Consider the following 23133-nt stretch of genomic DNA (forward strand, 5'->3'; position numbering starts at 1 on the left):
GTTGCACAAAAACGCTGCGACAAGATGGATTAACGCGTTTCCGCAGCAGACGCCTATTCCGGCCTAATCTCAGCGCAGGGGCGGAGTCGGCGTTGTTGAAGGACGCGTCATAATAAGACAGGCGTTTACCGACGATGACTAAGCAAGGGGGTTGCTATGAGTATTCTGGTAGGGATCAGACATCGAACGACATACACCTATGATCGACTGGTCAATTTGTCTCCACACACCGTCCGACTACGTCCCGCTCCGCACTGCCGCACGCCGATTATCAGTTACAGTCTGAATATTCACCCCAAGCCTCACTTCATTAACTGGCTGCAGGACCCATTCTCCAACTACGTCGCGAGACTGGTGTTTCCCGAGAAGACCTCAAAACTGGAAGTGGATGTGGACTTGGTCGCGGACTTGACCGCCTATAACCCTTTCGATTTTTTCGTTGAAAGCTTCGCTGAAAGTTATCCTTTCCAATACCCCGACAAACTGAAAGCCCAGCTGGAGCCGTTTCTGGTGACGGAGAAGTGGGGCGCCCGCTTTGAGGCTTATCTGCAGGCGCTGCCCCGGCAAAAGAAGCCGATCAATGACTTTCTTGTCGAGGTGAATCAGAAACTGTGCAAGGACATCCAATACAACATTCGCATGGAGCCGGGCGTCCAGACTCCGGAGCTGACGCTGGAGATTGGCCGGGGCTCCTGTCGGGATACAGCCTGGCTGATGATCCAGTTGCTGCGGCGCATGGGGCTGGCGGCGCGGTTTGTATCCGGCTATCTGGTGCAGTTGACGTCGGATCAGAAGTCCCTGGATGGCCCTAGCGGCCCAGAAAATGACTTTACCGACTTGCATGCCTGGTGCGAAATCTTTGTTCCCGGCGCCGGATGGCTGGGACTGGACCCGACATCCGGCCTGTTCGCCGCGGAAGGACATATTCCCCTTACCTGCACGCCTAATCCTGAAGAGGCGGCGCCGATTCTCGGTTCTGTAGACGAAGCGGAAGTCGAATTCAGTTTCTTCAACCAGGTCACGCGCATAAAAGAAGACCCCCGCGTCACTCGCCCCTTCACCGAATGCGAATGGGAAGACATTGACGCTTTGGGACAATATATCGACGAGACGCTGATCCGTAATGACGTGCGCCTGACCATGGGCGGCGAGCCGACATTTGTGTCAATTGATGATATGCAGTCGGCGCAGTGGAATACCGAGGCGGATGGCGTCGAGAAGCGCCGTTTGGCGTTTGATCTGTCGTTGCGTTTGAAAAAGCACTACGCGGAAAACGGCTTTATGCATTACGGCCAGGGTAAATGGTACCCAGGAGAGGCATTGCCGCGTTGGCAGTACGCTTTGTATTGGCGTAAAGACGGCGAGCCTTTGTGGCGGGGGCCGGAAGATGTGTTGGCGCATGACGCCAAGCCGGATGACGCCCGCGCCTTGATGGCCGCTTTTTGCCAGGAAATGGGGTTATCCGACAGTGCGGCGCAACCTTGCTATGAGGACCCTTTTTATTATATGTGGCGTCATGGCCAATTGCCGGCGGGAGACGAGCTGGACGGCGATCACGAAGAGCTGGCGCGCCGCACGTTGGTTCAGGTCATGCAGAAGGGGTTGAATCAGCCAGCGGGGTATTGTCTCCCTATCGGTCTTAATCAAGTGACCGGCGTGTGGCGCACCTGCTTATGGCGTTTTTTGCAGGGAGCCTTGTATCTCAGTCCCGGTAATTCACCGGCTGGATTTCGGTTACCCCTGGCGAGCCTGACCTCTCATGAAGTCAGCGACGCATTTGAAATACATGAGCGCGATCCATTCGCCCCACTGCCGCAGGAACTGACGCCCCCGTCCAAGGCGGAAAGTCGTCCGCTGGCGGATATGGCGATACATACTGCGATATGTACGGAAGTCCGCGATGGATACCTGCATGCCTTTATGCCGCCTGTGAGTACTTTGGAAGAGTACGTTGCGCTGCTGGACGCCCTGTCCCGGGCGGCGACCCGGATCAAGCGTCCAGTGCGCATTGAAGGCTACCCTCCGCCTCATGACGTCAGGCTGGTGAAAATGGTGGTGGCGCCGGACCCTGGGGTCATTGAGGTAAACATCCAGCCCGCCGCCAGTTGGAATGAACTGAAGCAGATTACGGAAACGCTATATCATGAAGCGCGCCTGAGCCGTCTCGGAACGGAGAAGTTCATGCTGGACGGGCGGCACAGCGGTACGGGCGGCGGCAATCACGTGACCCTGGGCGGGCCCACGGCGGCGGACAGTCCTTTATTACGACGTCCTGACTTACTGCGCAGCCTGATTACGTTCTGGCAGCATCATCCCAGTCTGTCCTATCTGTTCAGCGGCATGTTTATTGGACCTACCAGTCAGGCTCCGCGTTTGGACGAAGGCAGAGTGGAGCGGATTTATGAGATGGAAATCGCCTTCTCTCATATGCCGGCGGGAGATGTGCCCCAGCCCTGGCTGGTGGACAGGTTGTTACGGCACCTGCTGACGGACTTAACGGGCAACACCCATCGTAGCGAGTTCTGTATCGATAAACTGTATTCACCGGACAGTAGCACAGGTCGCCTTGGCATTCTTGAGTTTCGTTCCTTTGAAATGCCGCCTCATGCGCGCATGAGTCTGGCGCAAATGCTGTTGCTGCGGGCCTGTGTGGCTCTGTTTTGGGAGCGCCCCTACAAGCATAAGTTGATTGAATGGGGACACAGCTTGCATGACCGTTTTATGTTGCCGCACTTCCTGTGGCGGGATCTGACGGATGTGCTGCAGTTTCTGGCGGACAATGGCTACCCCTTTAAATCCCAATGGTATGAGTCTTTTCTGGAGTTTCGTTGTCCGCGTGTCGGAACCATGGAGCTTGAGGGCGTTGAACTGGAGCTGCGGCATGCGCTGGAGCCTTGGTTTGTGCTCGGTGAAGAAGCGGCGGCAGGCGGAACGGCGCGCTATGTGGACTCCAGTATGGAGCGACTGCAGGTCAAGCTGAGACTGGCGACGCCGGAGCGCCATGTGCTGACCTGCAATGGGCGTGTTGTTCCCATGTCTCCTAGCGGCGAAGAGGGCTGTTTTGTCGCGGGCGTGCGTTATCGCGCCTGGCAGCCATGGTCAGCTTTGCACCCGACGATAGGCGTTCACTCGCCGCTGGTGTTTGATGTCTTCGATACCTGGAACGGGCGCAGTCTGGGTGGTTGCACCTATCATGTCATGCATCCGGGCGGCAGAAGTTATGAGCACTTTCCAGTGAACGCATTGGAAGCAGAGGCGCGTCGCATCAGTCGTTTTGAAGACATTGGTCATACGCATGGCCCGTTGATTGCGCCTCCGGTCATCGGCGGCGGCGGTCGTTTCTATCCGCGTCGCGAACCGCGTACGGGGGCGGCTCCATTGCCAGCGACGCCCAACGGCAGCTACCCCTTAACCCTGGATTTACGCTACGATTAAGCTATGTCAGAAAACATAGCGCCGTCTTTACAGCCCAGTCTTGACTTGACTGGGTTGCCTTATTCCCCCCTCGCCACCGCATTCGATGAAATGCTGGGTTCCGGCGGTGAGGTGCGGCCGCATTGGCGCGCCTTCGCGGAATATTTTTCTCGGGTATCCCGGGACGATCTCGGGCAATTGCGTCGCGACACGCTGCGCCGTTTGAAAGAGCAGGGCGTCAACTACCACGTATACGACGACCCGCAGGGTATGCGTCGAACCTGGCAGTTGGACCCACTGCCGATGGTGATGTCCGAAGCGGACTGGAACCCGATTGAAGCGGGATTACAGCAGCGGGCGCATTTGTACTCGCGGGTGCTGGCGGATTTATTGGGACCGCAAACCTGTTTGAAGCAAGGGGTGTTGCCGCCGGAGCTGGTGTTGCAGCATCCGGGTTTTTTGCGTTCGATGATGGGCTCCGCGGCATTACCGCTGAGTCTGTTCGCCGCGGACCTGGCCAGAGGCCCTGACGGTTCCTGGTGGGTGCTGGCGGATCGTACTCAGGGACCTTCCGGCGCCGGCTATGTTCTGGAAGCCAGAATGGTGACCAAGCGCGTTTTGAGTCAAAACGCCGTGGATTACGCCATTGCGCCCCTGGCGCAGTTTTTCTATCACTTCAAACGGCATGTAGCGGCGCTGGCGCCGGATCAGCAGAAAGAACCCACGATTGTGCTGTTGTCGCCGGGCATCGGTAACGAAGTGTACTTCGAACACGCTTACCTGGCGGCGCAACTGGGCATCACTCTGGTGCAGGGCGATGACCTGACGGTGCGGCAAGGCAAGGTATATCTCAAGACGGTGGACGACCTTCAGCAGGTGGATGTGATCATTCGGCGGGTGGACGACGCTTTTTGCGACCCTCTGAACTTTCGCGCAGACTCCATGCTGGGAGTTCCGGGTTTGGCGCAGGCCCAGGCGCTGGGACGTGTGGGTATGGCCAATCCGTTGGGAGGCGGCTTTCTGGAGTCGCCTGCGATGTTGCCGTTTCTCCCTGCGCTGTCCAAACACTTTCTGGGTGAGGAGCTGAAGCTGCCCAATGTGGCGACCTGGTGGTGCGGTCAGGAAAAAGAACTCAAGCACGTGCTGCAGAATCTGGACGATCTGGTGATCAAAACAGTGGATCGCCACGCAACGGTGAGTTTTGGACCCAAAATGAGCGCACGTGAACGTGATGCGCTAAAACGGCGCATTCAGGCGGAGCCCTGGCGTTATGTGGGACAAGAGCTGCTGAGTTTTTCGACGACGCCAACCCTGGTGGGGTCTGAAATTCAGCCGCGTCACCTGGTGCTGCGGGGATTCGCCGCCGGCGATGGCGAACAGTATGACGTCATGCCGGGCGGTCTTACCCGAGTATCCCCGGATGCGCATACTTTTTTGGTGTCCAGCCAGTCCGGTGGGTGGAGTAAAGACACCTGGCTGCTGAAAAGCTCTGGCTCCATGCGCGATGTGCTGCGGCTGAGCCCGACCAAGCAGCGGCGTCTCGCTTCAGCGGTGCTCACCAGTCGGGCGGCGGAAAGCCTGTTCTGGTTGGCGCGATATCTGGAGCGTACGGAGTCGTTGCTGCGTCATATCCGCGCTTATGTGCGACGCCTGGAAGCCTATATCGACTATGGTTTCGATAGCGACAAGGCGGTGCTGGCGGGCATGTTCCCGGCGGTTGAAGCGTTCTGTCCACTTGGCCATGAAGGACTGCCTACCGTTGAGGATTTGAAGCAGTATGTGCTGGACTCCACCCGCATCGGCGGCGTCGCTTTCAACCTGCGCGGCGCCATCAACTCCGCTTACACAGTGAGGGACCTGTGGTCCGGCGACTGCTGGCGGGCGGTTGAGGAACTGGAGGAGTTACTGGAGTACAGCGAAAAGAATCGCAGCGTTTTGGCGCTGGATCAGTTTATTCAACCTTTTTTGACTGCTTTACTGGCGTTTCTCGGCGCCAGTCAGGAAAGTCTGGCGTTGAACCAGGGCGGCCTATGGTTACAGCTGGGGCGCCGTTTGGAACGGTCGCAAAATACGCTGTCCAGCGCCCATAAAATCTGTGCGGAGCTGGACGAAGACAATGAGGCGGGGTTGCGGGAAATGCTGCTCGAAGCACATGATTGCCTGAGCAGCCACCGCCGTCGTTATGGCACTGAGTTGCCTTTTTACACGCTATGGAAACATTTACTGCTGGAGCCTACCAACCCGCGTTCGTTGGTCTATGCTGTCAGTGAGTTGGAACCCTTGTTGAGCTACCTGAATCCAACTCCGCAACACGGGCTGATCGGGCTGGAAAAGAATGTTCTGGCCATTCTTACGCCACTACGACTGGCGGATGCCGTGGAATGGCGCGACCTCGAACTGACTCAGACTGAGTTGGCTCCCTTTTTGCAGAACCTGACACAACAACTATACCAGTTTGGTCTGAATATTGAGCACCAATACTTCAAGCACGCCCAACCCCTCACCCGATTCATGCGCTGAAGGCGTCTTGCTGAGGGTGAAGCACGAGACGGTCTACCGGTATCCGGGACCGGCCTCGCTCGCTTACAACGCCGCCTGGCTGGAGCCGCTGTCCGGCGATGGCCAGAAGCGCATTGAACATCGCTTGAAGGTGGAGCCCAAGCCGCAGTTTCAGAACCTGAGAACCGACGCTTTTGGCAATCAGATGCACTACTTTGAGGTGCATAAGCCTCATTCCGCTCTAAAGGTGGTAAGTGAGGCGATTGTTGAGCGTCGCCCCAGACCGCATAACGAGGCTTGCGCAGCGCCATGGGAAGATGCGCGCTACGCTGCGGAGGCCGACCCGGCGGAACGCGCCGCGCTGTGCTCTTTCGCTTATCCGGATGCGTCCATTTCGATTCTGGAGGAGGTGATTGACTACACGCTGGTGAGTTTTCAGAAAGGGCGCGCTCTGAATGAAGCGGTGAAAGATTTCGCCGCCCGCATCTTTCGCGACTTCAAGTACACCTCTGGCGCGACGCAAGTGGACACCCGCGTCACGGAGTTCTGGGAGTTGCGTAAAGGCGTCTGCCAGGACTTCGCCAATTTGGCGGTGTTGGGGTTGCGAGCCATCGGGCTGTCGGCTGCTTACGTCAGCGGCTATGTGTTGACTTATCCTCCGAAGGGGGAGAAAAAGCGTCAGGGCGCCGACGCCTCACACGCCTGGTTCGCTGTGCATGCGCCAGGATATGGTTGGATTCATGTGGACCCGACCAACAACATGTGGGTGGCGAAGGAGCATATCATCGTGGCGATAGGGCGGGATTACACCGACGTACCGCCGCTCAAGGGCGTTTGTTACGGAGGGGGCCAGCAGCAGCCTGAAGTTGCGGTAACCGTAGACATAATAAAACGAGAGGATCTCTTCCATGGGCATTCAATGGAAAGACTATAAATACCCGGAACTCTATGACGAATTGATTGATGGCAAAGGGAAGCCAAGGAAAGTGGCGGAAACACTGGCCAGGCATATGGCGGAAATGGAGGACGAGGAGCTGGAGCGGCTGAAAAGCACTTCCGAACTGGCGATCAAGGAAATGGGCATTACCTTTACCGTCTACGACCAGGAAGGCGGCTCCATCGACCGGCAGTGGCCGTTTGACATTATCCCCAGAGTGATGAGCAAAAAAGAGTGGGATGTGGTCGACGCCGGACTCAAGCAGCGCGTCAAAGCGCTCAACATGTTTATCGATGACATCTATCACGACCAGAAGATCGTCAAAGATAAAGTCTTCCCCAAGGAGCTGCTCAGCAAATCCAAGAATTTTCGGAAACAATGCATTGGCGTGAGCCCGGCTCATGGCGTGTGGGCGCATATCTGCGGCTCGGACCTGGTGCGACACTCCGATGGCCAGATATACGTGCTGGAGGACAACCTGCGGGTGCCTTCCGGCGTGTCCTACCTGCTGGAAAACAGACAGGTTATGAAGCGTGTGTTCGCAGACTTGTTCGGCGACTTCAGCATTCTGCCAGTAGACGATTATCCTTCCCAACTCTTCGATACCCTGGCGGCGCTATCGCCGCGTCCGGCGGATTATCCCCAGGTCGTGGTGCTGACGCCGGGCATTTATAATTCCGCCTATTTTGAACACGCCTATCTCGCCCAGCAGATGGGATGTGAACTGGTGGAAGGCACGGACTTGGTGGTGACCGACGACGACTGCGTTTATATGAAAACCATTTACGGTCTGGAGCGGGTCGACGTGATCTACCGTCGCGTAGACGATCTGTTTCTGGACCCGGAAGCCTTCAACCCCGACTCAGTGCTGGGCGTGCGCGGCCTGATGCGGGCCTGGCTGAAGGGTAATGTGGCGCTGGCCAACGCGCCGGGCGCAGGCGTGGCGGACGACAAAGTGGTGTATGCCTTTGTGCCGGACATGATCAAGTACTACCTGAGTGAGGAAATGATCCTGCCCAATGTGCCAACTTATTTGTGTATGAAGGACGAAGACCGCAAATACGTGCTCTCTCACCTGGAGGAACTGGTGGTGAAACCCGCCAATGAGTCCGGCGGCTATGGCATGCTGGTCGGTCCCAAATCCACCAAAAAAGAGCGGGAAAAATTCGCGGAATTGATCGAGGCGGACCCACGTAACTATATCGCACAGCCGACGCTGAATCTCAGCACCGCGCCCACCTTGGTGGAGGGTAAAGTAGAGCCGCGACATCTGGACATGCGTCCTTTCATTCTTTCCAGCGACCAGATTTACGTGACCACCGGCGGACTGACCCGGGTGGCGCTGAGAAAAGGGTCGCTGGTGGTGAATTCCTCCCAGGGCGGGGGGAGCAAAGATACTTGGATCATAGACGAGGAGGCCTGAAATGCTCTCACGAGTAGCCGGAAACATATACTGGATGGCCCGGTATCTTGAGCGTGCGGAGGACATGGCGCGCCTGATCAACGTCAACGCCAACCTGACACTGGACTTGCCGAAAGGCTTGTCGCCCATTTGGGGGCAGCTTATCGCCATCACGGGCGTCGGCGAGCTTTATGAAGGCGAATTCGATGAACGATCGGTCCTGAAATACCTGATTGCTGAAAACAACAATCCGGTTTCCATCCTGTCCTGTATGGCTTATGCCCGGGAAAACGCCCGCACTATTCGCGATGTCATCCCCCGTGAAGTGTGGGAAGCGATCAACCGGGTTTATCTCTACGCCAAAGACCATGCGCAGCAGGCGTTGACTAAACGTGGACGTTATCCTTTTCTCTTCGAAATCATCAGTGAATGCCAGCATATAACCGGCATTCTGGCGGGCACGATGAACCACGATGCAGGATATACCTTCCTGAAAGTGGGGCGTAACTTGGAGCGGGCGGATATGACCAGCCGCATAATCGACACCCGTTCCGCCAATCTGGTGCCGGACGCCATCGTGACCAAAGCCACTAACGATAACCTGCAATGGATGAGCGTGCTCAAGTCGCTGACCGGCTATCAGATGTACCGACGCGAGATGCAGGTGCGCATCCAACGTCAGGAAGTATTGAAATTCCTGATTCAGTCCAAGGTGTTTCCGAGGGCGATTGCCCATGCTATGTCGGAAGTTGAGAAATCATTGGAGTCGCTGCCGAACCACGAAAAGGCGCAACTGGTGATTCATCGCATCAACCGGCAGATCGACAATGTGGAGATCGCCAAGCTGAAACAGACGGAACTGCAGAACTTTATGGATCAATTGCAGGTAGGGTTTGCGCAGACGCATGAAGAGTTGAGCGTCGCCTATTTTGGCGGCCAGGTCAGCGCACAGTCGCAAAGTCAGGACGCAGCCTGAAGACTGCGTCCTGTACGGAATCACTCTAACAGTGACTGGGCGAAGGCGATCAGTTCTTCCGCCGCCTTCTCCCGGATGGCGAGAGTGTCTTCTGGATCAATGTCGTATTTTTGCGCCAGCAGGGTGAAGTCCTCCGAGCGCAGAGAGACGGTCAGTCGTGGGCGGATTGGGGTTTTGTTGTAGGAAAGCCCCAGTATCTTGCGGATCATGTCCGGCGGGTTCAGGTCCTGGTCCAGGGCCGCCCGTTTCAGTACTTGCTGCACTTCTTTGGATACGTCAAAAGCAAGTTGGGTGGCTTTTACTGCTTTTTGTTCTTCAAGCCAACGATCTTTACCTTTGTTCAACGTTATCTCCCGGCGCCGCTTTGGCTGGCGGGTCGCCTGTATTCTGGTTTTTCATTGATACTAAAAAGCAGCCTGCACAGGGCCGCATGTGACGGCAGCCAAAGCGTCGCGCCGGTATCGCTAACTTTTTTTCGCCTTCAGGCGCTCAAGAATATCTCGTGCGTTGTGCTGGTCGCCCGTCAGGCCGGCGGCTTCGAGCCGTTTGGCCAAAGGGTCTCCATTGCGCTCAGCCTGTAACTCTTCGCCCGCTTCAATCTGATACTCGGTCATTTGCTGACTGCGCTTGATCCGCTCCAGCGTTTCTCGCGCCGAACCGAGGTTGGCGTTATGCGCGGCGGCGCTGTCGGTTATCTGCAGTGTGGCTTTTTGTACTTTGTCCGTTGTTTGGACGACGGCGAGATCCCGCTCATGGTCGGCGATCAGTTTTTCCGCTTTGTGAATGTTGTTTTTGAGGCGTTGGATCTGCTCATTGTATTGGCGGCTGATCGCCAGTTTCTCGTTCACGCCGGTTTCCAGACTGGCGATCTGTTCCGCCGCCTGTAAGGCGAGGGCTTCATTATTCTGTTCCAGAGCGGCCAGGGCTTCCGCTTCACGTTTTGCGATATCGAGACGTAAGGACTTAACGGTGGCGTCCGCCTCCAGTTTATGGGCCATGACATCCGTCAGGCTGCGCTTGGCGTCTTCTATATGCGCTTTGGCGATGTCGATCTCCCGTTCTATGGCGCGTACGCCATCCGCATCCATTACCGCCTCTCCCATTTCCCTCACGCCCCCGCGTAATGCGGTCAGTAGCTTTTCGATGATGCTGCTCATGGAACACCTCCGGTGATCTATTTCAAATACTCTTCAAAGGCCTGGAAACAATCGTTGGCGTTGCGGGCCAGCGTCACCAGTTCTTTCAGGATGTTTTCGAGAATGGACTGAGGCGACAACGCGCCGTAAATGACATAGAAGTCATCGACAATGGCGAAAGCGCTGAGGGGCATCGGCAGACTCATCTCCAATAACGATTCATTTAGTTCCGCGAGGCGAGATGCAAGTAGTTCCCCCTTGCGAAACAGATAACTGATGCATAGGATTTGGGTCTCTGTGGCGGTCACGTAAATCGGCAATGCATCCAACTCTGAAACCTGCACTTGCAACACCTCCACTTCTCCTCGAATTGGGAGGCAATCGAACGTGTGGCCTTCATAGGCGGCGTCGGATAACTTGAGGGCTAAATCGTTAATCAAACTCACCGTTGTCTCCTCGCGACATAATATGTCCCGCGTCGATCGTAATGGTCGCGCCATATCATGTCAATCTAAAAAAGCGTTGAATTTACAGCTAAGCTTAAACGCTAAACGATTTGTTTGAAGGACGAATTTTTCTGTTGACATAATATGGCCGTCCTGAGTATTAATGACATAGTATGTCGTAAGAGGTGAGATATGGAAGCATACTTGGCAACAATTTTTTCGTTTCCGACTGTGGTTTTCACAGTGCTATTAGGGATTGTCGTTTGCTATTGGATTCTCGCCATTATCGGCTTGCTTGATCTGGACCCTTTCGATTTGGATCTTGATCTGGATGTGGCCGACGCGCAGGGACTGGCGGGACTGATGGTTACCCTGGGCTTAACTGGCGTTCCGCTACCTTTGGTGTTGAGTTTCCTGGCCATGTACGGCTGGCTTCTCACGTACTTCGTTTCACTATATATCCTTATCCCTATGTTTGGGGGCGTCATCCTGTATATCGCTGGCGCAGGCGTTATCGCTATCGCCTTTGGGATTTCCATCCTGTTGACGGCCAAGTCCATACGTCCTTTGCGTCCCTTGTTTCGCAAAGCTTATGGGACGGCAAGCGCTAAAGTCATTGTCATCGGAAGAACAGGGACTGTGCGGTCAGGGAGCATCAGTGAAACGTTTGGAGAGGCGGAAATAACCATCGATGGCGCCCATCTCATCCTGAAGGCCAGGGGAGAGGCGGGCTTGGATCTGAAACGTGGGGACAAAGTCATCTTCGTTAAATACCTGGAAGCGGAAAACGCATATCAGGTGATGCCCGAGAAAGACTTTTTGGCGGACTCTTGATAGCCGCTGTTTCAATATTTCTAACTAAATAAATTCATAAATCAACTAGGTATAGAGCTAGGAGAAAGTGGCTTATGGAAGCTTTGCTTGGTGTATTAACTATTATAGGGGGCGCTCTCCTAATATTGCTGGGCATCCTTGCCCTGTTTAAAGCTTTCTACAAGAAAGTAGAGCAAGGGCAGGCGTTGATTGTTAACGATATGTCGACCCAGCCGAAAGTGTATTTTACCGGCGCTATGGTGCTGCCGGTTATTCACAAAGCCGAAACCATGAAAATTTCGGTTATTACGCTGGAGATTGATCGCCGCGGTAAAGACGGCCTGATCTGTCAGGATAACCTGCGGGCTGACATCACTGTCGCGTTCTATCTACGAGTGAATGAAACAGCGGAAGACGTGCTGAAGGTGGCGAAAGCGGTGGGCGTGTCCCGCGCGTCAGATCGCGTCGCCGTCAACGAGCTGTTTAACGCCAAATTCTCCGAGGCGCTGAAGACTGTCGGTAAGCAGATGGAGTTTTTGGGTCTGTTTGAAGATCGTATCGGCTTCCGTGACCGTATCGTACAGACCATCGGTAATGACCTGAACGGTTATGTGCTCGAAGACGTCGCTATCGACTATCTGGAGCAAACGCCGAAATCCAGCCTGGATTCCAGCAATATCCTGGATTCCGAAGGCATCAAGAAGATCACCGAGATCACGGCCCAACACAATATCCACACCAACCGTTTGGAGCGTGATGAAGAGCTGGAGATTAAACGGAAGAACGTCGCCACCCGTGAAGCCATGCTGGAGCTTGAGCGCCAGCAGGCTGACGCCGAAGCGAAGCAGAAGCGCGAAGTTGAATCCCTTCAGGCTCGTGAAACCGCTGAAACCCAGAAAGTACGCGAGGAAGAGCGCAAGAAAGCGGAAGAAGCGCGCATTCTGACGGAAGAGCAATTGTCTATTGCGGAAGAAAATAAACAGCGTCAGGTTGAAATCGCGGTTAAAAACCGTGAACGCACAGTAGCGATCGAGCACGAGAAAGTCGAGAAAGCCCGCCAGTTGGAAATGGTTAATCGCGAGCGTGAAGTGGAACTACAGCGCATCGCGAAAGAGAAGGAACTGGAAGAACAGCGCAAAGTCATCACGCTGACGATCAGCGAGCGTATTTCCGTCGAGAAGAAAGTGGCGGAAGAAGAAGAGCGCATAAAAGAAGTTCGCGAAGTGTCTCAGGCGGACCGTGAGAAACAAGTCCGCATTCTGGCGGCTCAGGCGGAAGCGGATGAGCAGCTGGTCAAACAAGTGAAAGCGGCGGAAGCGGAGAAAGAAAAAGCGGTGTTCCGCGCCCAGGAGATCAATACGATCGCCCAGGCGGAGCTGGAAGCGTCATCCAAGAAAGCCGAAGCCAACAAGAAGGAAGCCGAGGGCATTCAGGCGATGGAAGCGGCGTCCGGGCTGGCGCAGGCCCGTGTGGCGGAAGCCAAAGCGGCCGCTTACGAGCGGGAAGGTCAGGCGAAGGCGAATGCTCAGAAAGCGGAAGGCCTGGCGAAAGCCGAGGTCATCGAAGCCCAGGCGGCGGCCAACGAGAAGAGCGGTCTGGCGGACGCCAAGGTGCTGGAAGAGAAGCTGACCGCCAAAGCGCGCGGGGACGAGAGCATCGGTATGGCGAAAGCGCGGGCGGAAAGAGAGCTGGGCGCGACCGAAGCGGAAATCATCCGTCAGAAGGCCAAAGCGGAAGCAGATGGCCTGGTGGAGAAATTCAACGCGATGGGCAATATGTCTCCAGAAGCGCGCGAATTCGAAGAGTTCCGTATGCGTATGGACGCCGCCATCAAAGAAGTTATGGCGAGCATCGAAGCCAACAAATCCATTGCGACGGATCAGGCGCAGGTGCTGGCGCAAGCGCTGCAGAAGTCCAATATCGAAATTGTCGGCGGCGGCGGAGAGTACTTCGAAAGCTTCTCCAAAGCTCTGGCGGTTGGTAAAGCCATCGATGGCGTTGCAGGCAAGAGCCAGGCGGTGCAGGCTGCGCTGGACAAACTGCTTTCCATCACTGGCAAGCCGTCCGGCGAGAAGCCCCACTAACCCTTCGATCCTTTCTTTACAGCTTGGCGGGCGGCTTCGGTCGCCTGTCGAGCTGACCTGATAGAACCGCAGTTTGGATGGAGTCTTTATGACATCGCAAACCAATGATCTGGTTGAAAACGCCGTTGCTGAAGGAGGCGCCTATGAAGTATTGCGCAAACGCCTTCAGGAACAGGGGCTTCGACTGCGCGAACTGGTGGAGGCGCTCAACAAGGAGCGTCTGCAGGAGTTCGGCAGCTCTGATATGGACATCCTCAGTCGTATCCGGGTGCGTACCGAGAATAATTGCGTCGCCCGCGACATCGTGCGGGTCGGGGAGTTTTTGTTATTCGGATACAACGTTTTTATCGGCCTGAAGAAAGAAACCAAAGTCTCCGATGTTTTCGCCCTGTATCAACTGACTGAAACAGAACAAGGGTTGGAGCTTAGCGAACACGCTTCGGAAGGAACCTTCCTGGCGGACGCCAAATTTCTATCCGATTTCAATGAGTTATACACCTACTATAAAAACGCCAAGCTGTTGCAGGTAGTGGTGCGACAAGGGCGCCTGTTGGCTGCATTTCAGATTGGCGAACGGCTGGAAGATTTGCGCGTCTTCCAGTGGGCGGTTAACGCCGCTGGCGAGGTGGAGAGTTATATCGACAATCGCGGCGAGCGCTATATTCAACTGCCGCCGAGCCATGATTTCGAGTGGATTGAAATCAAACGGGAGCAAGTAGTCGAAGGCCAGCATCCGCATATCAATATCCTCGACACTTTATTCGTCGATAACTCTCGCGGCGACCTGACGTTCAAAATTGAGAATAACACCCGTACTGGCGAAGGTATTTTTTCCGATCCGGTCGAGGACGAGAACCAGTCACTGGACGACGGTCAGTTTTTCTATGCGGAAGTAGGCGAGCTGATCCTGATTAAAATCCTGCCATATCGGGAGGAGAGCTGGCGTTACTACGTGTTCAACAAACGCCTCAGCAAAGTAACGCGCATCGACGCTATTGGTCAGTCCTGCGTTCAGTTGCCGGAAGACCATGGTCTTATGTTTCCTGGCGGTTATTATCTGGAAACCGGCGAACTCAAGCACTTTGAAGAGGAGATCGACGGCTTTCGCTTCAAGCGCATGATTCGCTCGCCCAATGGCGAGGACGTGCTGTTTGTCTTCTACGAAATACCACAGGGCATCAGCGGCCTATACAGCTACAACCTGATAACCAAGTCCCTGCAGAATCCCATTGTCGGCCATGGTTACGCTTTGCTTAACGACGGGCGTATGGTGGTGTTCACGGCGGATGACGAGCCGACGCGCATTCATCCCATGCAGGTATGGAAGACGCCGTACTTCAGTGAGACCTTTGCGGCGCAGGAAACCGCCAGTCAAACGTTTCTGGGGCGCATCGGCAACAAGGAGCTGGTGCGCGGCATTTCTGATTTGCTCAGCATTTGCCGTCTTGTGGAGCAGAATGTCGCCTCATTCGAGCATTACAACTCATTGATCAAATCCGCGATGCGTTTGTTCGACCAGTATTACTGGCTGGATTCCAAGGAGCTTGCGGAAGTCCACGGGCTGTTGAAAGAGCTCGTCGCCAGCGGTGAGTTGGTGCTGGACGAGTACGAGAAAGTCGCATCGATACAGGAAAGCTCCCGCACTGCTCTGGAACAAGCGGCTGCAGATAAGAAAAAGCTGATCCAAAGCTTGTCGCCGGAGTCCTGGAGCCAGCCGGGAGATTTCGTCAACGCCCTGGATAGCGCGCGCAAGCTGCGCGGCCGGTTGATGACATTGCGGGATTATCGCTATATCGATCTGGCGGCGATCGACGCAATGGAAGCAGAGCTGGTGGAGACTGAGCAGGATCTGGCTCAGGAGACCGTCAGATTTCTCGCCACACCCAAAGCCCTTGATGGCTATTACAATCGCCTGGATGAGCTGACGGAGAAAGCGGAAAAGCTGGAAACGCGGGTAGAGCTGAAACCTCTGCTGGAAGAGTTCGCCTCCATCAGTGCGGGACTGGACTTGCTGTCGGAGCTGGTGGCTACGCTGGAGGTGGAAGACGCCGTACAGCGCACGCATATTATCGACGGAATCTCCGAGATTTACGCCAAGATCAACCAGCAGAAGGCGAAGGTTCAGAACAAGGCCAAGTCGCTGGGTTCAAAAGAGGCCACGGCGCAATTCGCCGCCCAGTTTCGCCTCTTTGAACAGAGTTTGAGCAATGCGCTCGGGCTGGCGGACACCCCGGATAAATGCGATGAGCTGCTGTCCCGCCTGTTGAACCAGTTGCAGGAGCTGGAAGGACAATTCGGCGAGTTCGACGAATTTCTGGGAGACATCCTCGCCAAGCGCGACGAAGTGTATGACGCCTTCGACAAGCATAAACAGCGCCTGATCGAAGAGCGTCAACGCAAGACGCATACTCTGGCGGACGCCGCCGGACGCATTCTGGAAAGTATCGGCAAGCGCTGTCAGCGCTTCCAGCAAATGGATGAAGTGAATACTTTCTTCGCTTCGGATGCGTTGGCGCAGAAAGTCCGGCAGATAGTAAAGCAGCTGCGTGAACTGGGCGATCAAATTGCTGCGGATGACCTGGAAAGTCGTCTCAAGTCCGCGAAAGAGCAGGCGGTTAGAGGCCTGCGGGATAAGACGGATATCTTTGAAGAGGGCGGCAAGGTCATCAAGTTAGGGCCGCGTCACCGTTTCAGCGTTAATACCCAGGAGCTGGATCTGTCTATCCTGCCCCGGGATGACAAGCTGTATATCCATGTCACTGGCAGTGATTATTACCAGCTTATCGACGATCCTGAGCTGGACGCTTGCCGTCGCTATTGGGATATGACGCTGATATCCGAAACTCCGGATGTGTATCGCGCCGAGTTCCTCGCGCATCGTTTTCTGGAGCATATCAACCAGCCTAAGCAAGTGGCGCTTAAGGATAGTGTGATGCAGGCGCTGGCGGCTGGCGATGGCGTGCAGTCATTTGTCACGGAGTTTGCCGGACCCCGCTATAAAGAAGGATATGAAAAGGGTATTCATGACCATGATGCGGCGTTGATTCTGGCGAAGGTGTTGCCGGTTATTAATCAGGCGCAGTTGCTGCGCTATACCGGGCGCATTCGCGCCTTGGCCTGCTTGTTCTGGTCTGCGCGACAGCGCGATGAGGAAAGCGCTGCGTGGCGCGCGCAGGCGCGAGCGGCGCAAATCATGGTGGATGTGCTGAACAGTCCGCAGGCGATGACGCAACTGCAAGACGCCCTAGGTCAGCTGCTGTTGGAGTTTGTCGCCCTGCAACGTCTCGACTTCAGCGAGGTGGATGTGGCGCAGGCGGCGGCTTATCTGGCTGCGGAACTGGGTGAAGATACGCTGGCGTTTGAGTCCGGCAAGTACGCCATGGACAGCTATGAACGTATGAAACTCAACCTGCAAACTTCCACTGCCTGGAATATGTTGCAGGAGAGCATGAAGTCTCTGGATGGCGACTTGGGCGCGCGCTGGCGTTTGGCGCAAAGCTGGCTACAGGCGTTTCTGCTGAAGGCGGATCAGACCTTTGAGGACTATCACTACGAGGCGGTCGCCATTCTGGCGGCGGAGCATCAGATTCCGCGAGATAAGCGGGAGGTCGACCTACGCTTTACTGTGTCGGGACTGCTGGGTTCACATCCGCGGATCAAAGAACAGGCATTGCAACTGGCGCTGGATGATTTCATTGCGCGAATGACGCGGCATATGGAAGAGGATATCGCCGGCTATGAACGCTATCTCAAGCTGCGTCAGCAGGCCTTGGAGAAAGCGCGTAAGAAGCTGCGCCTGAGTGAACTGAAGCCAAGGCCGTTGACGTCGTTCGTACGCAACAAGCTGATTAATGATCACTATCTCAAGTTCATTGGCGACAACCTCGCGAAACAGATGGGGACCGTCGGCGAAAGCAAGCGCACTGATAATATGGGCTTGTTGATGATTATCTCGCCGCCCGGTTACGGTAAAACGACGTTGATGGAATATACGGCCAGTCGTCTTGGGTTGACGTTTGTGAAAGTGAACTGTCCGTCCCTGGGCCATGACGTCGTATCCCTTGATCCTGAAAAGGCGCCCCATTCAACCGCCAAACAGGAGCTGATAAAGCTTAACTTCGGCTTTGAGCTGGCCAACAACGTCATGCTGTATCTGGACGATATCCAGCATACCCATCCAGAGTTCCTGCAGAAGTTCATTTCCCTCTGTGACGGCACCCGCCGGGTGGAAGGCGTATGGAATGGAGAAACCCGCACCTATGACCTGCGCGGTAAAAAGTTCTGTATTGTCATGGCGGGCAACCCTTATACAGAGAGCGGCGAAACCTTCAAGGTGCCGGACATGCTCGCCAACCGAGCGGATATCTATAACTTGGGGGACGTTCTAGGGGGGATGGAGGACGCGTTCGCGATGAGCTACATCGAGAACTCGATGACATCCAACCCTGTGCTTGCTCCGCTGGCGACTCGGGATATGGAGGACTTCTACAAATTCATTAACGCCGCGAAAGGCCGTGAAGTGGCTGCGACGGATATGAAGCACACTTACAGCGGCGCAGAATTTAAAGAAGTGGTCGATGTTCTCGGCAAGTTGATGGACGTTCAGAAAGTCGTATTGCGGGTAAACCAGGAATATATTCGCAGCAGCGCTCAGGCTGACGCTTACCGTACTGAACCGACGTTCAAGCTGCAGGGAAGCTATCGCAACATGAACAAGTTGGCGGAAAAGATTACGTCGGTAATGACGGCTGAGGAATTACAGCAGCTGCTGGAAGATCATTATCAGGGCGAGTCGCAGCTGTTGACTCAAGGCGCGGAGGAAAACCTGCTGAAGCTTGCGGAACTGCGTGGAACACTGACGGCTGATCAGCAGAAACGCTGGACTGCCATCAAAGAAGAGTTCGGCAAAAACCGCGGCTTGAAAGATATGGACGCTTCACAGCAGGCGGTGCGTCAACTGAGGGAGATGACGGATGGGCTGAGCCGGTTGACGGAGGTCGTCGGCCTGGCGAGTAAACCCGCTTCGCCAGCGGAAGCGCCAAAGGACCATTCCGCAGATGTAGTCAAGCAACTTGCCCGGATGGTGAAGGCCATGGCTGAGTTGAAAGACGCCGCGCCAAGAGTGGACGTGGCGCCCAAAGTGGAGGTGATCAACCAACCCATGCCTGGGTTGGATAAGATCTTGGCGACGCTGGCTGACACTATTCAGCACAGCATTTATCCCCTGGTAAAAACTATGGATGGTAAGCTGCAGCTGGACTTGGAGACGCATAAGCGCATGGCGGACCTGAACGCCAAAATAGACAGTCTGCGTGTTGAGCTGAAGAAACCGGAGGACTGAAGAAGCGGAGCCAATTTCCACTGTGGATATGTACAAGCGGGCGCAAAACCCGCTTTTTTTGTGCTATGAATCAGGCAGACAAATCGTTCCCTTCTATTTGTCTGCAACGACAGGGCTTGCGCATCTCAGGCCTTGTCTCCCGCGATTGGCCGCCGCGCAGACGTCTGATTATTAACAGGTCAATATCATTGCCAAGTTAATAACTAACGATTGGCGGAATAGGGATCTTTCGCCAGCAAGTAAGCGATCATTGATTTCTCCTTGGGCTGCTTGTTCAGCCACTCACGAACTTCTTGTAGTTTGGCGTACTCTTCTTTGCCGAACTCTTCTTCGTACAAAGCTTCGAATACATCCCGGGCTTTGCTTTCGCGAATCTTGCGCTGCCAGGGGTCGGTGAAAATCGCATTCAATTTGGTGGCGAGTCCTTCCCGCTTCAGCAATTCCCATTCGCCTTTATCCAACCACATGGCGAGAATTTCCGGACTGAGGTCGAGTCGGTGATCAGTATTTTTTGAAATACGATATTTCAGCATCAGGCGGCCGGTTTTGGGGCAGAGCAGCGCTTTTTTGGAGTCTTCCGCATTGACGGCGAGATCAAAATCCACCTCGCTTAAAGAGTGCTCTGAATTCAGCCAGCGCAGATAATCCTGCAGGTAGATCAAGGTTCCGCCACAGTTGTCACAGATATGGCAGGCTAGTAGATCTTCGAGGAAACCGGGCTTCAGTGCGCCTGAGTTACAGCTTGTGCATTTCATGGAATCGTCTTCCTTTAGTAGAGGCTGTCGTGAGGAAAAGCGTCGATAGACGGCTTTTCTCTCCGCGCCGCGGCTGGATAAGCGCGGACGCCCTTAAATCGAAGCGTCGCCAACAGAAAGTATGCTGGATGCCTTTCGTCAGTCACATTGTTTAACCGGGCAACGTTCAAATACGAGCAGGTATTGTATTAAGTCAGGGAAGGAAACGACAGGCCCAAATGACAGGATGAATCAGTGAGGATACGGAGCGTTCTATGGGGAGGCGCGCCTGTTATTCTGGAGAAGGAAGGGAAAGCCGCCATTGAAGCGGAATATTACGTTGGCCCTGACTTCGCCTGCAACTGGCGGATACTGCTGCCAGTTTATGAGCAGGCGTAAAGGGGGCGCTGATCACGGAAACCTAGTTGGTTTCGTTATTCAGCACTAACGTTCTTTTCCTTTTCACAACAACCTTCGGCGTGTGGGCCGGGGCTGACCTGCCACCATAGTAGTGGCCTCGGTCTTCTGTCCTTGCAGTACTTTCAATGGCGGATTTAGACTCGCGTATAAGCTGGCATACTTGAACCGGCGACAGGTGCTTGGGTACCTGGATAGGTCTCAGCTCCACAATTTCCCCGTTCCGTAGTTCAAATGCCATTTCGAAACCACTTATATGACGAGCTATATTGAGTTTTGAATCAATGTTCCATTCCATGTGATTCACGCTCCGTAGTTTTTCTGGTTATCTAGGGTGTTGCCGGTAGACGAGGTCGCCTCCATACGATTTAAGTGGGCCTTACCAAACCTGGAAGGCGTCCTTTGCTGGAAAATTGAAGAGGGCGTGAGAGCCTTCCACAATCCTCCAAACAAGACCTGGATGATCCCGCAAGGGGGGGCGTCCACGAACTGGCCGGAACGGCTAGTATAGACACTTACGCGGCGAATAATAACAACGACTGTGTAACAGGATGTATCCCGGCAAAAGCGGCGCCAGGTTAGTAAGGTGAGCGGCGCTCAGTTTTCATTAGTGCGCCGATGATAGCTACGGCGAAAATGCGCCGGTATGTTGGTTATATTAGCAGGGTATTCTCCACTTTGTGTGGGTCTAATGTAAAAAGATGTCAAAGGACGCACTGCTGAGCACAGGCGCTAAGCAACTTCGACAAGCCTCCGCCGCGTTAAGGCCAAGTTAAAAATATACGTCGTCGGGATTGAAGCGGAAGTCGCCCATGTTCTGCTTGCGTTCCTGCCGGAGTTTGCGTGCTTGCGCTTGCGCCTGCAGGCCCCATATGCTGATGGTGTTTTCGAGCAGCGCAAAGTTAATATTCAGTAGCGATCCAGCTATGGCGTTCATTGCGGCGCGGGCTTGCATAATACTGTGATAGGGACCTTGCAGTTTCACCTTTACGGCAGGCTTACTCTCCGGCCCGGCCAATGCGATCAGTGTGTAAGTGGCGTTGCCTGTATCTTTGATAAATAACTCTACACGTTGCCGGTCGTTGCCGGAGAGGGCGCAGAAATTGGCGTCGTCAGCAAGAGGGGAACGGTAATCCAGACGCATAAGCTTCTCCCATAGTGGTACTGCCGGGAAGCCTTTAATGTGCACTGAATTATTGGCGGGTGCAATGATGTTGATCGAATTTTGCGCTGTTTTACCGTTTTGCAGGAGTGCGGCGTCTTAAGACGCCGCTGCTTTCGCCGCCCTTGTGGCGCAGAGGCTACGTAGTTCAGTCATGCGCTCAGAGAGAATGTCTTCTGCGGCTATGGCGCGCTGCTCCCCAAGAATATCCTGCAGAATCTCCACCGTCGTCAGCGGGTTGGCCAGAACTACTCTGAAGACCACACAGGCTTGTCCGTCATAAGCGGCGGGATTGAGGCGCGTACGGGACACAAAAGCCTTACCCCGCGCCCGTTGGGTTTTCTGGATACTTTTAGTGATCCGGCTGAGGCAATCGTTGATGGCCTGGCGACGCTCTTCATCGGCGTAATCGAAGGCCTGCCTGACCCAGGCGGGACAATAACGGTAAGTGAGAATATTCAGCTCAGGTTCGCTGACCAGTTCGAAATCATCCGCCTGATTAATCATTGACGCAAAGGTCTTGGCCTTCTCAATGCCGAGGTCGATCAGAATCTCGTAACCTGTGCGGCCAATGATTTTCAAGCCGGACTGGATGAGCATGGCCATACCTGGACGAGAGCCTTCAAGGGTTTTACTGCCAAGGTCGCGAGAGCCCTGGCGAATAATGTATTGGGCATGATGCTCAATGGCGTTGCTGGTGGAAGGCGTTTTGAATACCACCAGTCCTGCGCCCATGGGCACATATAGCTGCTTATGAGCGTCCATGGTGACAGAGTCAGCCAGCTCGATGCCTTGCAGCAAGTGCTTGTAGTTATTAGAGAATAAAGTGGGGCCGCCCCAGGCTGCGTCTACATGGAAGTAGGTATTGAACTCTTTGGCGATAGCCGCCATGTCTTCCAGCGGATCAATGTTACCGGTTTCCGTCGTGCCGGCGATGCCCACCAGGCTGATAATGCGGACTTTGGCTGCTTGTAATTCTTCGCAGGTGGCGCGCAGAGCCTGCAAGTCTATTTTGTTATTTGCCCCGGTAGGAATAGCGATAATGTTGTCGCTGCCAAGGCCCAGCAGGTCGGCGGACTTACTGAGCGAGTAGTGGCCCCGCTTGGAGACTAGTACGGCTGCGCCTTCATAACCGTAATGCTTGAGCGCTTTGAACATGCCTTCCCGGCGAACGCCTTTGAAGACGGAGTCTGCGGGGAAGCACAGATTTCTTGCTACCCAAAGCGCTGTAATGTTGGCCACAGTGCCGCCTGAGCACATGCTGCCTAGCGCCACGCTGCTGCTGTGCATCCACTCACGGTAGTAAGCGTCGTCCCGGTCGTAGACGAGTCGATGCATCATACCGATAACTTGGCGCTCCAGCGGCGTAAACGCTTTGGAGGTTTCTGTTTTCACCAGATTCTGGTTCAGCGCGATCATGATTTTCGACAGCGGCAGCATGAAATAGGGCAGCGCTGACGTCATATGGCCGATAAAACTGGGGGAGGCTGTATGTACAGACTGTGATACGAGCTTATCCAGCAAAAACTGGGTTTGCTCGGAGACAAATACGGGATCTTCTGGAATGCGGGACTCGGCGAAGTCTTTCTCCATTTCGCTGAGATCTTTTTCCACCGCCACAATGTGATCCTGTAGGAATCCGGCCAGATTTTGTGAGATTTTCTGGTCGATTCGGCCGAGTGTGGAATTAGGCGCCTCGGGAATGGTGAATACCCGATACATGGTTTCCAAACTGGCTTTGGCGATTTTTTTGGTCTTCGACATAGGACCCC

The 23133-nt window shown here is 54.7% G+C and carries 15 protein-coding genes; 9 read left to right on the forward strand and 6 right to left on the reverse strand.

All coding sequences use genetic code 11. From position 1 onward, the window contains the following. Nucleotides 1-156: 156 nt before the first annotated feature. From AC2IBB_RS05865 to AC2IBB_RS05885, 5 genes are read left to right on the forward strand one after another with little or no spacing between them, the layout of a single operon-like run. The gene (locus tag AC2IBB_RS05865) at nt 157-3435 is read left to right on the forward strand and encodes a transglutaminase family protein (RefSeq protein WP_486331969.1); all 3279 of its coding nucleotides are present in this window, start codon (nt 157-159) and stop codon (nt 3433-3435) included. A gap of 3 nt (nt 3436-3438) precedes the next feature. After that, a complete protein-coding gene (locus AC2IBB_RS05870) occupies nt 3439-5934 on the forward strand; it encodes a circularly permuted type 2 ATP-grasp protein (protein ID WP_486331970.1) in 2496 nt (831 codons plus the stop codon). A 16-nt stretch (nt 5935-5950) separates the two neighbouring features. Continuing rightward, nucleotides 5951-6847 carry a transglutaminase family protein gene (locus AC2IBB_RS05875; protein WP_486331971.1) on the forward strand — a complete coding sequence of 299 codons (897 nt, stop codon included), beginning with the start codon at nt 5951-5953 and terminating at the stop codon, nt 6845-6847. Next, nucleotides 6822-8273 carry a circularly permuted type 2 ATP-grasp protein gene (locus tag AC2IBB_RS05880; protein ID WP_486331972.1) on the forward strand — a complete coding sequence of 484 codons (1452 nt, stop codon included), beginning with the start codon at nt 6822-6824 and terminating at the stop codon, nt 8271-8273. The genes AC2IBB_RS05875 and AC2IBB_RS05880 overlap by 26 nt, the downstream gene beginning before the upstream one ends. 1 nt (nt 8274) lies before the next feature. Next, nucleotides 8275-9228 carry an alpha-E domain-containing protein gene (locus tag AC2IBB_RS05885; protein ID WP_486331973.1) on the forward strand — a complete coding sequence of 318 codons (954 nt, stop codon included), beginning with the start codon at nt 8275-8277 and terminating at the stop codon, nt 9226-9228. 20 nt (nt 9229-9248) lie between these two features. On the opposite strand, the gene AC2IBB_RS05890 is transcribed toward AC2IBB_RS05885, so the two are convergent. The 3 genes from AC2IBB_RS05890 to AC2IBB_RS05900 form a co-directional block, all read right to left on the reverse strand. Further along, nucleotides 9249-9572 (reverse strand): hypothetical protein, encoded by a 324-nt coding sequence (locus AC2IBB_RS05890; RefSeq protein WP_486331974.1) that lies wholly within the window; start codon nt 9570-9572, stop codon nt 9249-9251. A 120-nt stretch (nt 9573-9692) separates the two neighbouring features. Next, complete coding sequence (locus AC2IBB_RS05895) at nt 9693-10385, reverse strand: PspA/IM30 family protein (RefSeq protein WP_486331975.1); 693 nt, start codon at nt 10383-10385, stop codon at nt 9693-9695. Nucleotides 10386-10402: 17 nt separating this feature from the next. Beyond that, the gene (locus AC2IBB_RS05900) at nt 10403-10810 is read right to left on the reverse strand and encodes a YjfI family protein (protein WP_486331976.1); all 408 of its coding nucleotides are present in this window, start codon (nt 10808-10810) and stop codon (nt 10403-10405) included. A gap of 192 nt (nt 10811-11002) precedes the next feature. On the opposite strand from AC2IBB_RS05900, the gene AC2IBB_RS05905 reads away from it, so the two are divergent. The 3 genes from AC2IBB_RS05905 (at nt 11003) to AC2IBB_RS05915 (ending at nt 19048) form a co-directional block, all read left to right on the forward strand. Then, complete coding sequence (locus AC2IBB_RS05905; protein WP_486331977.1) at nt 11003-11644, forward strand: hypothetical protein; 642 nt, start codon at nt 11003-11005, stop codon at nt 11642-11644. A gap of 74 nt (nt 11645-11718) precedes the next feature. Then, nucleotides 11719-13707, forward strand: a complete 1989-nt coding sequence (locus AC2IBB_RS05910) for a flotillin family protein (protein WP_486331978.1) — start codon at nt 11719-11721, stop codon at nt 13705-13707. An 88-nt stretch (nt 13708-13795) separates the two neighbouring features. Next, complete coding sequence (locus AC2IBB_RS05915; RefSeq protein ID WP_486331979.1) at nt 13796-19048, forward strand: DNA repair ATPase; 5253 nt, start codon at nt 13796-13798, stop codon at nt 19046-19048. A 203-nt stretch (nt 19049-19251) separates the two neighbouring features. Here the strand turns inward: AC2IBB_RS05915 and AC2IBB_RS05920 are convergent, their stop codons facing one another. Beyond that, the gene (locus AC2IBB_RS05920; RefSeq protein ID WP_486331980.1) at nt 19252-19803 is read right to left on the reverse strand and encodes a TFIIB-type zinc ribbon-containing protein; all 552 of its coding nucleotides are present in this window, start codon (nt 19801-19803) and stop codon (nt 19252-19254) included. 234 nt (nt 19804-20037) lie between these two features. On the opposite strand from AC2IBB_RS05920, the gene AC2IBB_RS05925 reads away from it, so the two are divergent. Continuing rightward, a complete protein-coding gene (locus tag AC2IBB_RS05925; RefSeq protein ID WP_486331981.1) occupies nt 20038-20181 on the forward strand; it encodes a hypothetical protein in 144 nt (47 codons plus the stop codon). 790 nt (nt 20182-20971) lie between these two features. Here AC2IBB_RS05925 and AC2IBB_RS05930 read toward each other — a convergent pair. Further along, nucleotides 20972-21343: a PA4575 family protein gene (locus tag AC2IBB_RS05930; protein ID WP_486331982.1), complete on the reverse strand. Its 372-nt coding sequence runs from the start codon at nt 21341-21343 to the stop codon at nt 20972-20974. A gap of 117 nt (nt 21344-21460) precedes the next feature. Further along, nucleotides 21461-23125 (reverse strand): pyridoxal-dependent aspartate 1-decarboxylase PanP, encoded by a 1665-nt coding sequence (panP, locus tag AC2IBB_RS05935; protein ID WP_486331983.1) that lies wholly within the window; start codon nt 23123-23125, stop codon nt 21461-21463. Nucleotides 23126-23133: the final 8 nt, after the last annotated feature.

It is taken from the genome of Hahella sp. NS-SX17 (assembly GCF_057367735.1).

Bases quoted from the DNA above. Each gene is read 5' to 3' on its own strand.
- AC2IBB_RS05865 (WP_486331969.1), top strand. From the start codon at position 157: ATGAGTATTCTGGTAGGGATCAGACATCGAACGACATACACCTATGAT.
- AC2IBB_RS05870 (WP_486331970.1), top strand. From the start codon at position 3,439: ATGTCAGAAAACATAGCGCCGTCTTTACAGCCCAGTCTTGACTTGACT.
- AC2IBB_RS05880 (WP_486331972.1), top strand. From the start codon at position 6,822: ATGGGCATTCAATGGAAAGACTATAAATACCCGGAACTCTATGACGAA.
- AC2IBB_RS05885 (WP_486331973.1), top strand. From the start codon at position 8,275: ATGCTCTCACGAGTAGCCGGAAACATATACTGGATGGCCCGGTATCTT.
- AC2IBB_RS05895 (WP_486331975.1), bottom strand. From the start codon at position 10,385: ATGAGCAGCATCATCGAAAAGCTACTGACCGCATTACGCGGGGGCGTG.
- AC2IBB_RS05905 (WP_486331977.1), top strand. From the start codon at position 11,003: ATGGAAGCATACTTGGCAACAATTTTTTCGTTTCCGACTGTGGTTTTC.
- AC2IBB_RS05910 (WP_486331978.1), top strand. From the start codon at position 11,719: ATGGAAGCTTTGCTTGGTGTATTAACTATTATAGGGGGCGCTCTCCTA.
- AC2IBB_RS05915 (WP_486331979.1), top strand. From the start codon at position 13,796: ATGACATCGCAAACCAATGATCTGGTTGAAAACGCCGTTGCTGAAGGA.
- AC2IBB_RS05920 (WP_486331980.1), bottom strand. From the start codon at position 19,803: ATGAAATGCACAAGCTGTAACTCAGGCGCACTGAAGCCCGGTTTCCTC.
- AC2IBB_RS05930 (WP_486331982.1), bottom strand. From the start codon at position 21,343: ATGCGTCTGGATTACCGTTCCCCTCTTGCTGACGACGCCAATTTCTGC.
- panP (WP_486331983.1), bottom strand. From the start codon at position 23,125: ATGTCGAAGACCAAAAAAATCGCCAAAGCCAGTTTGGAAACCATGTAT.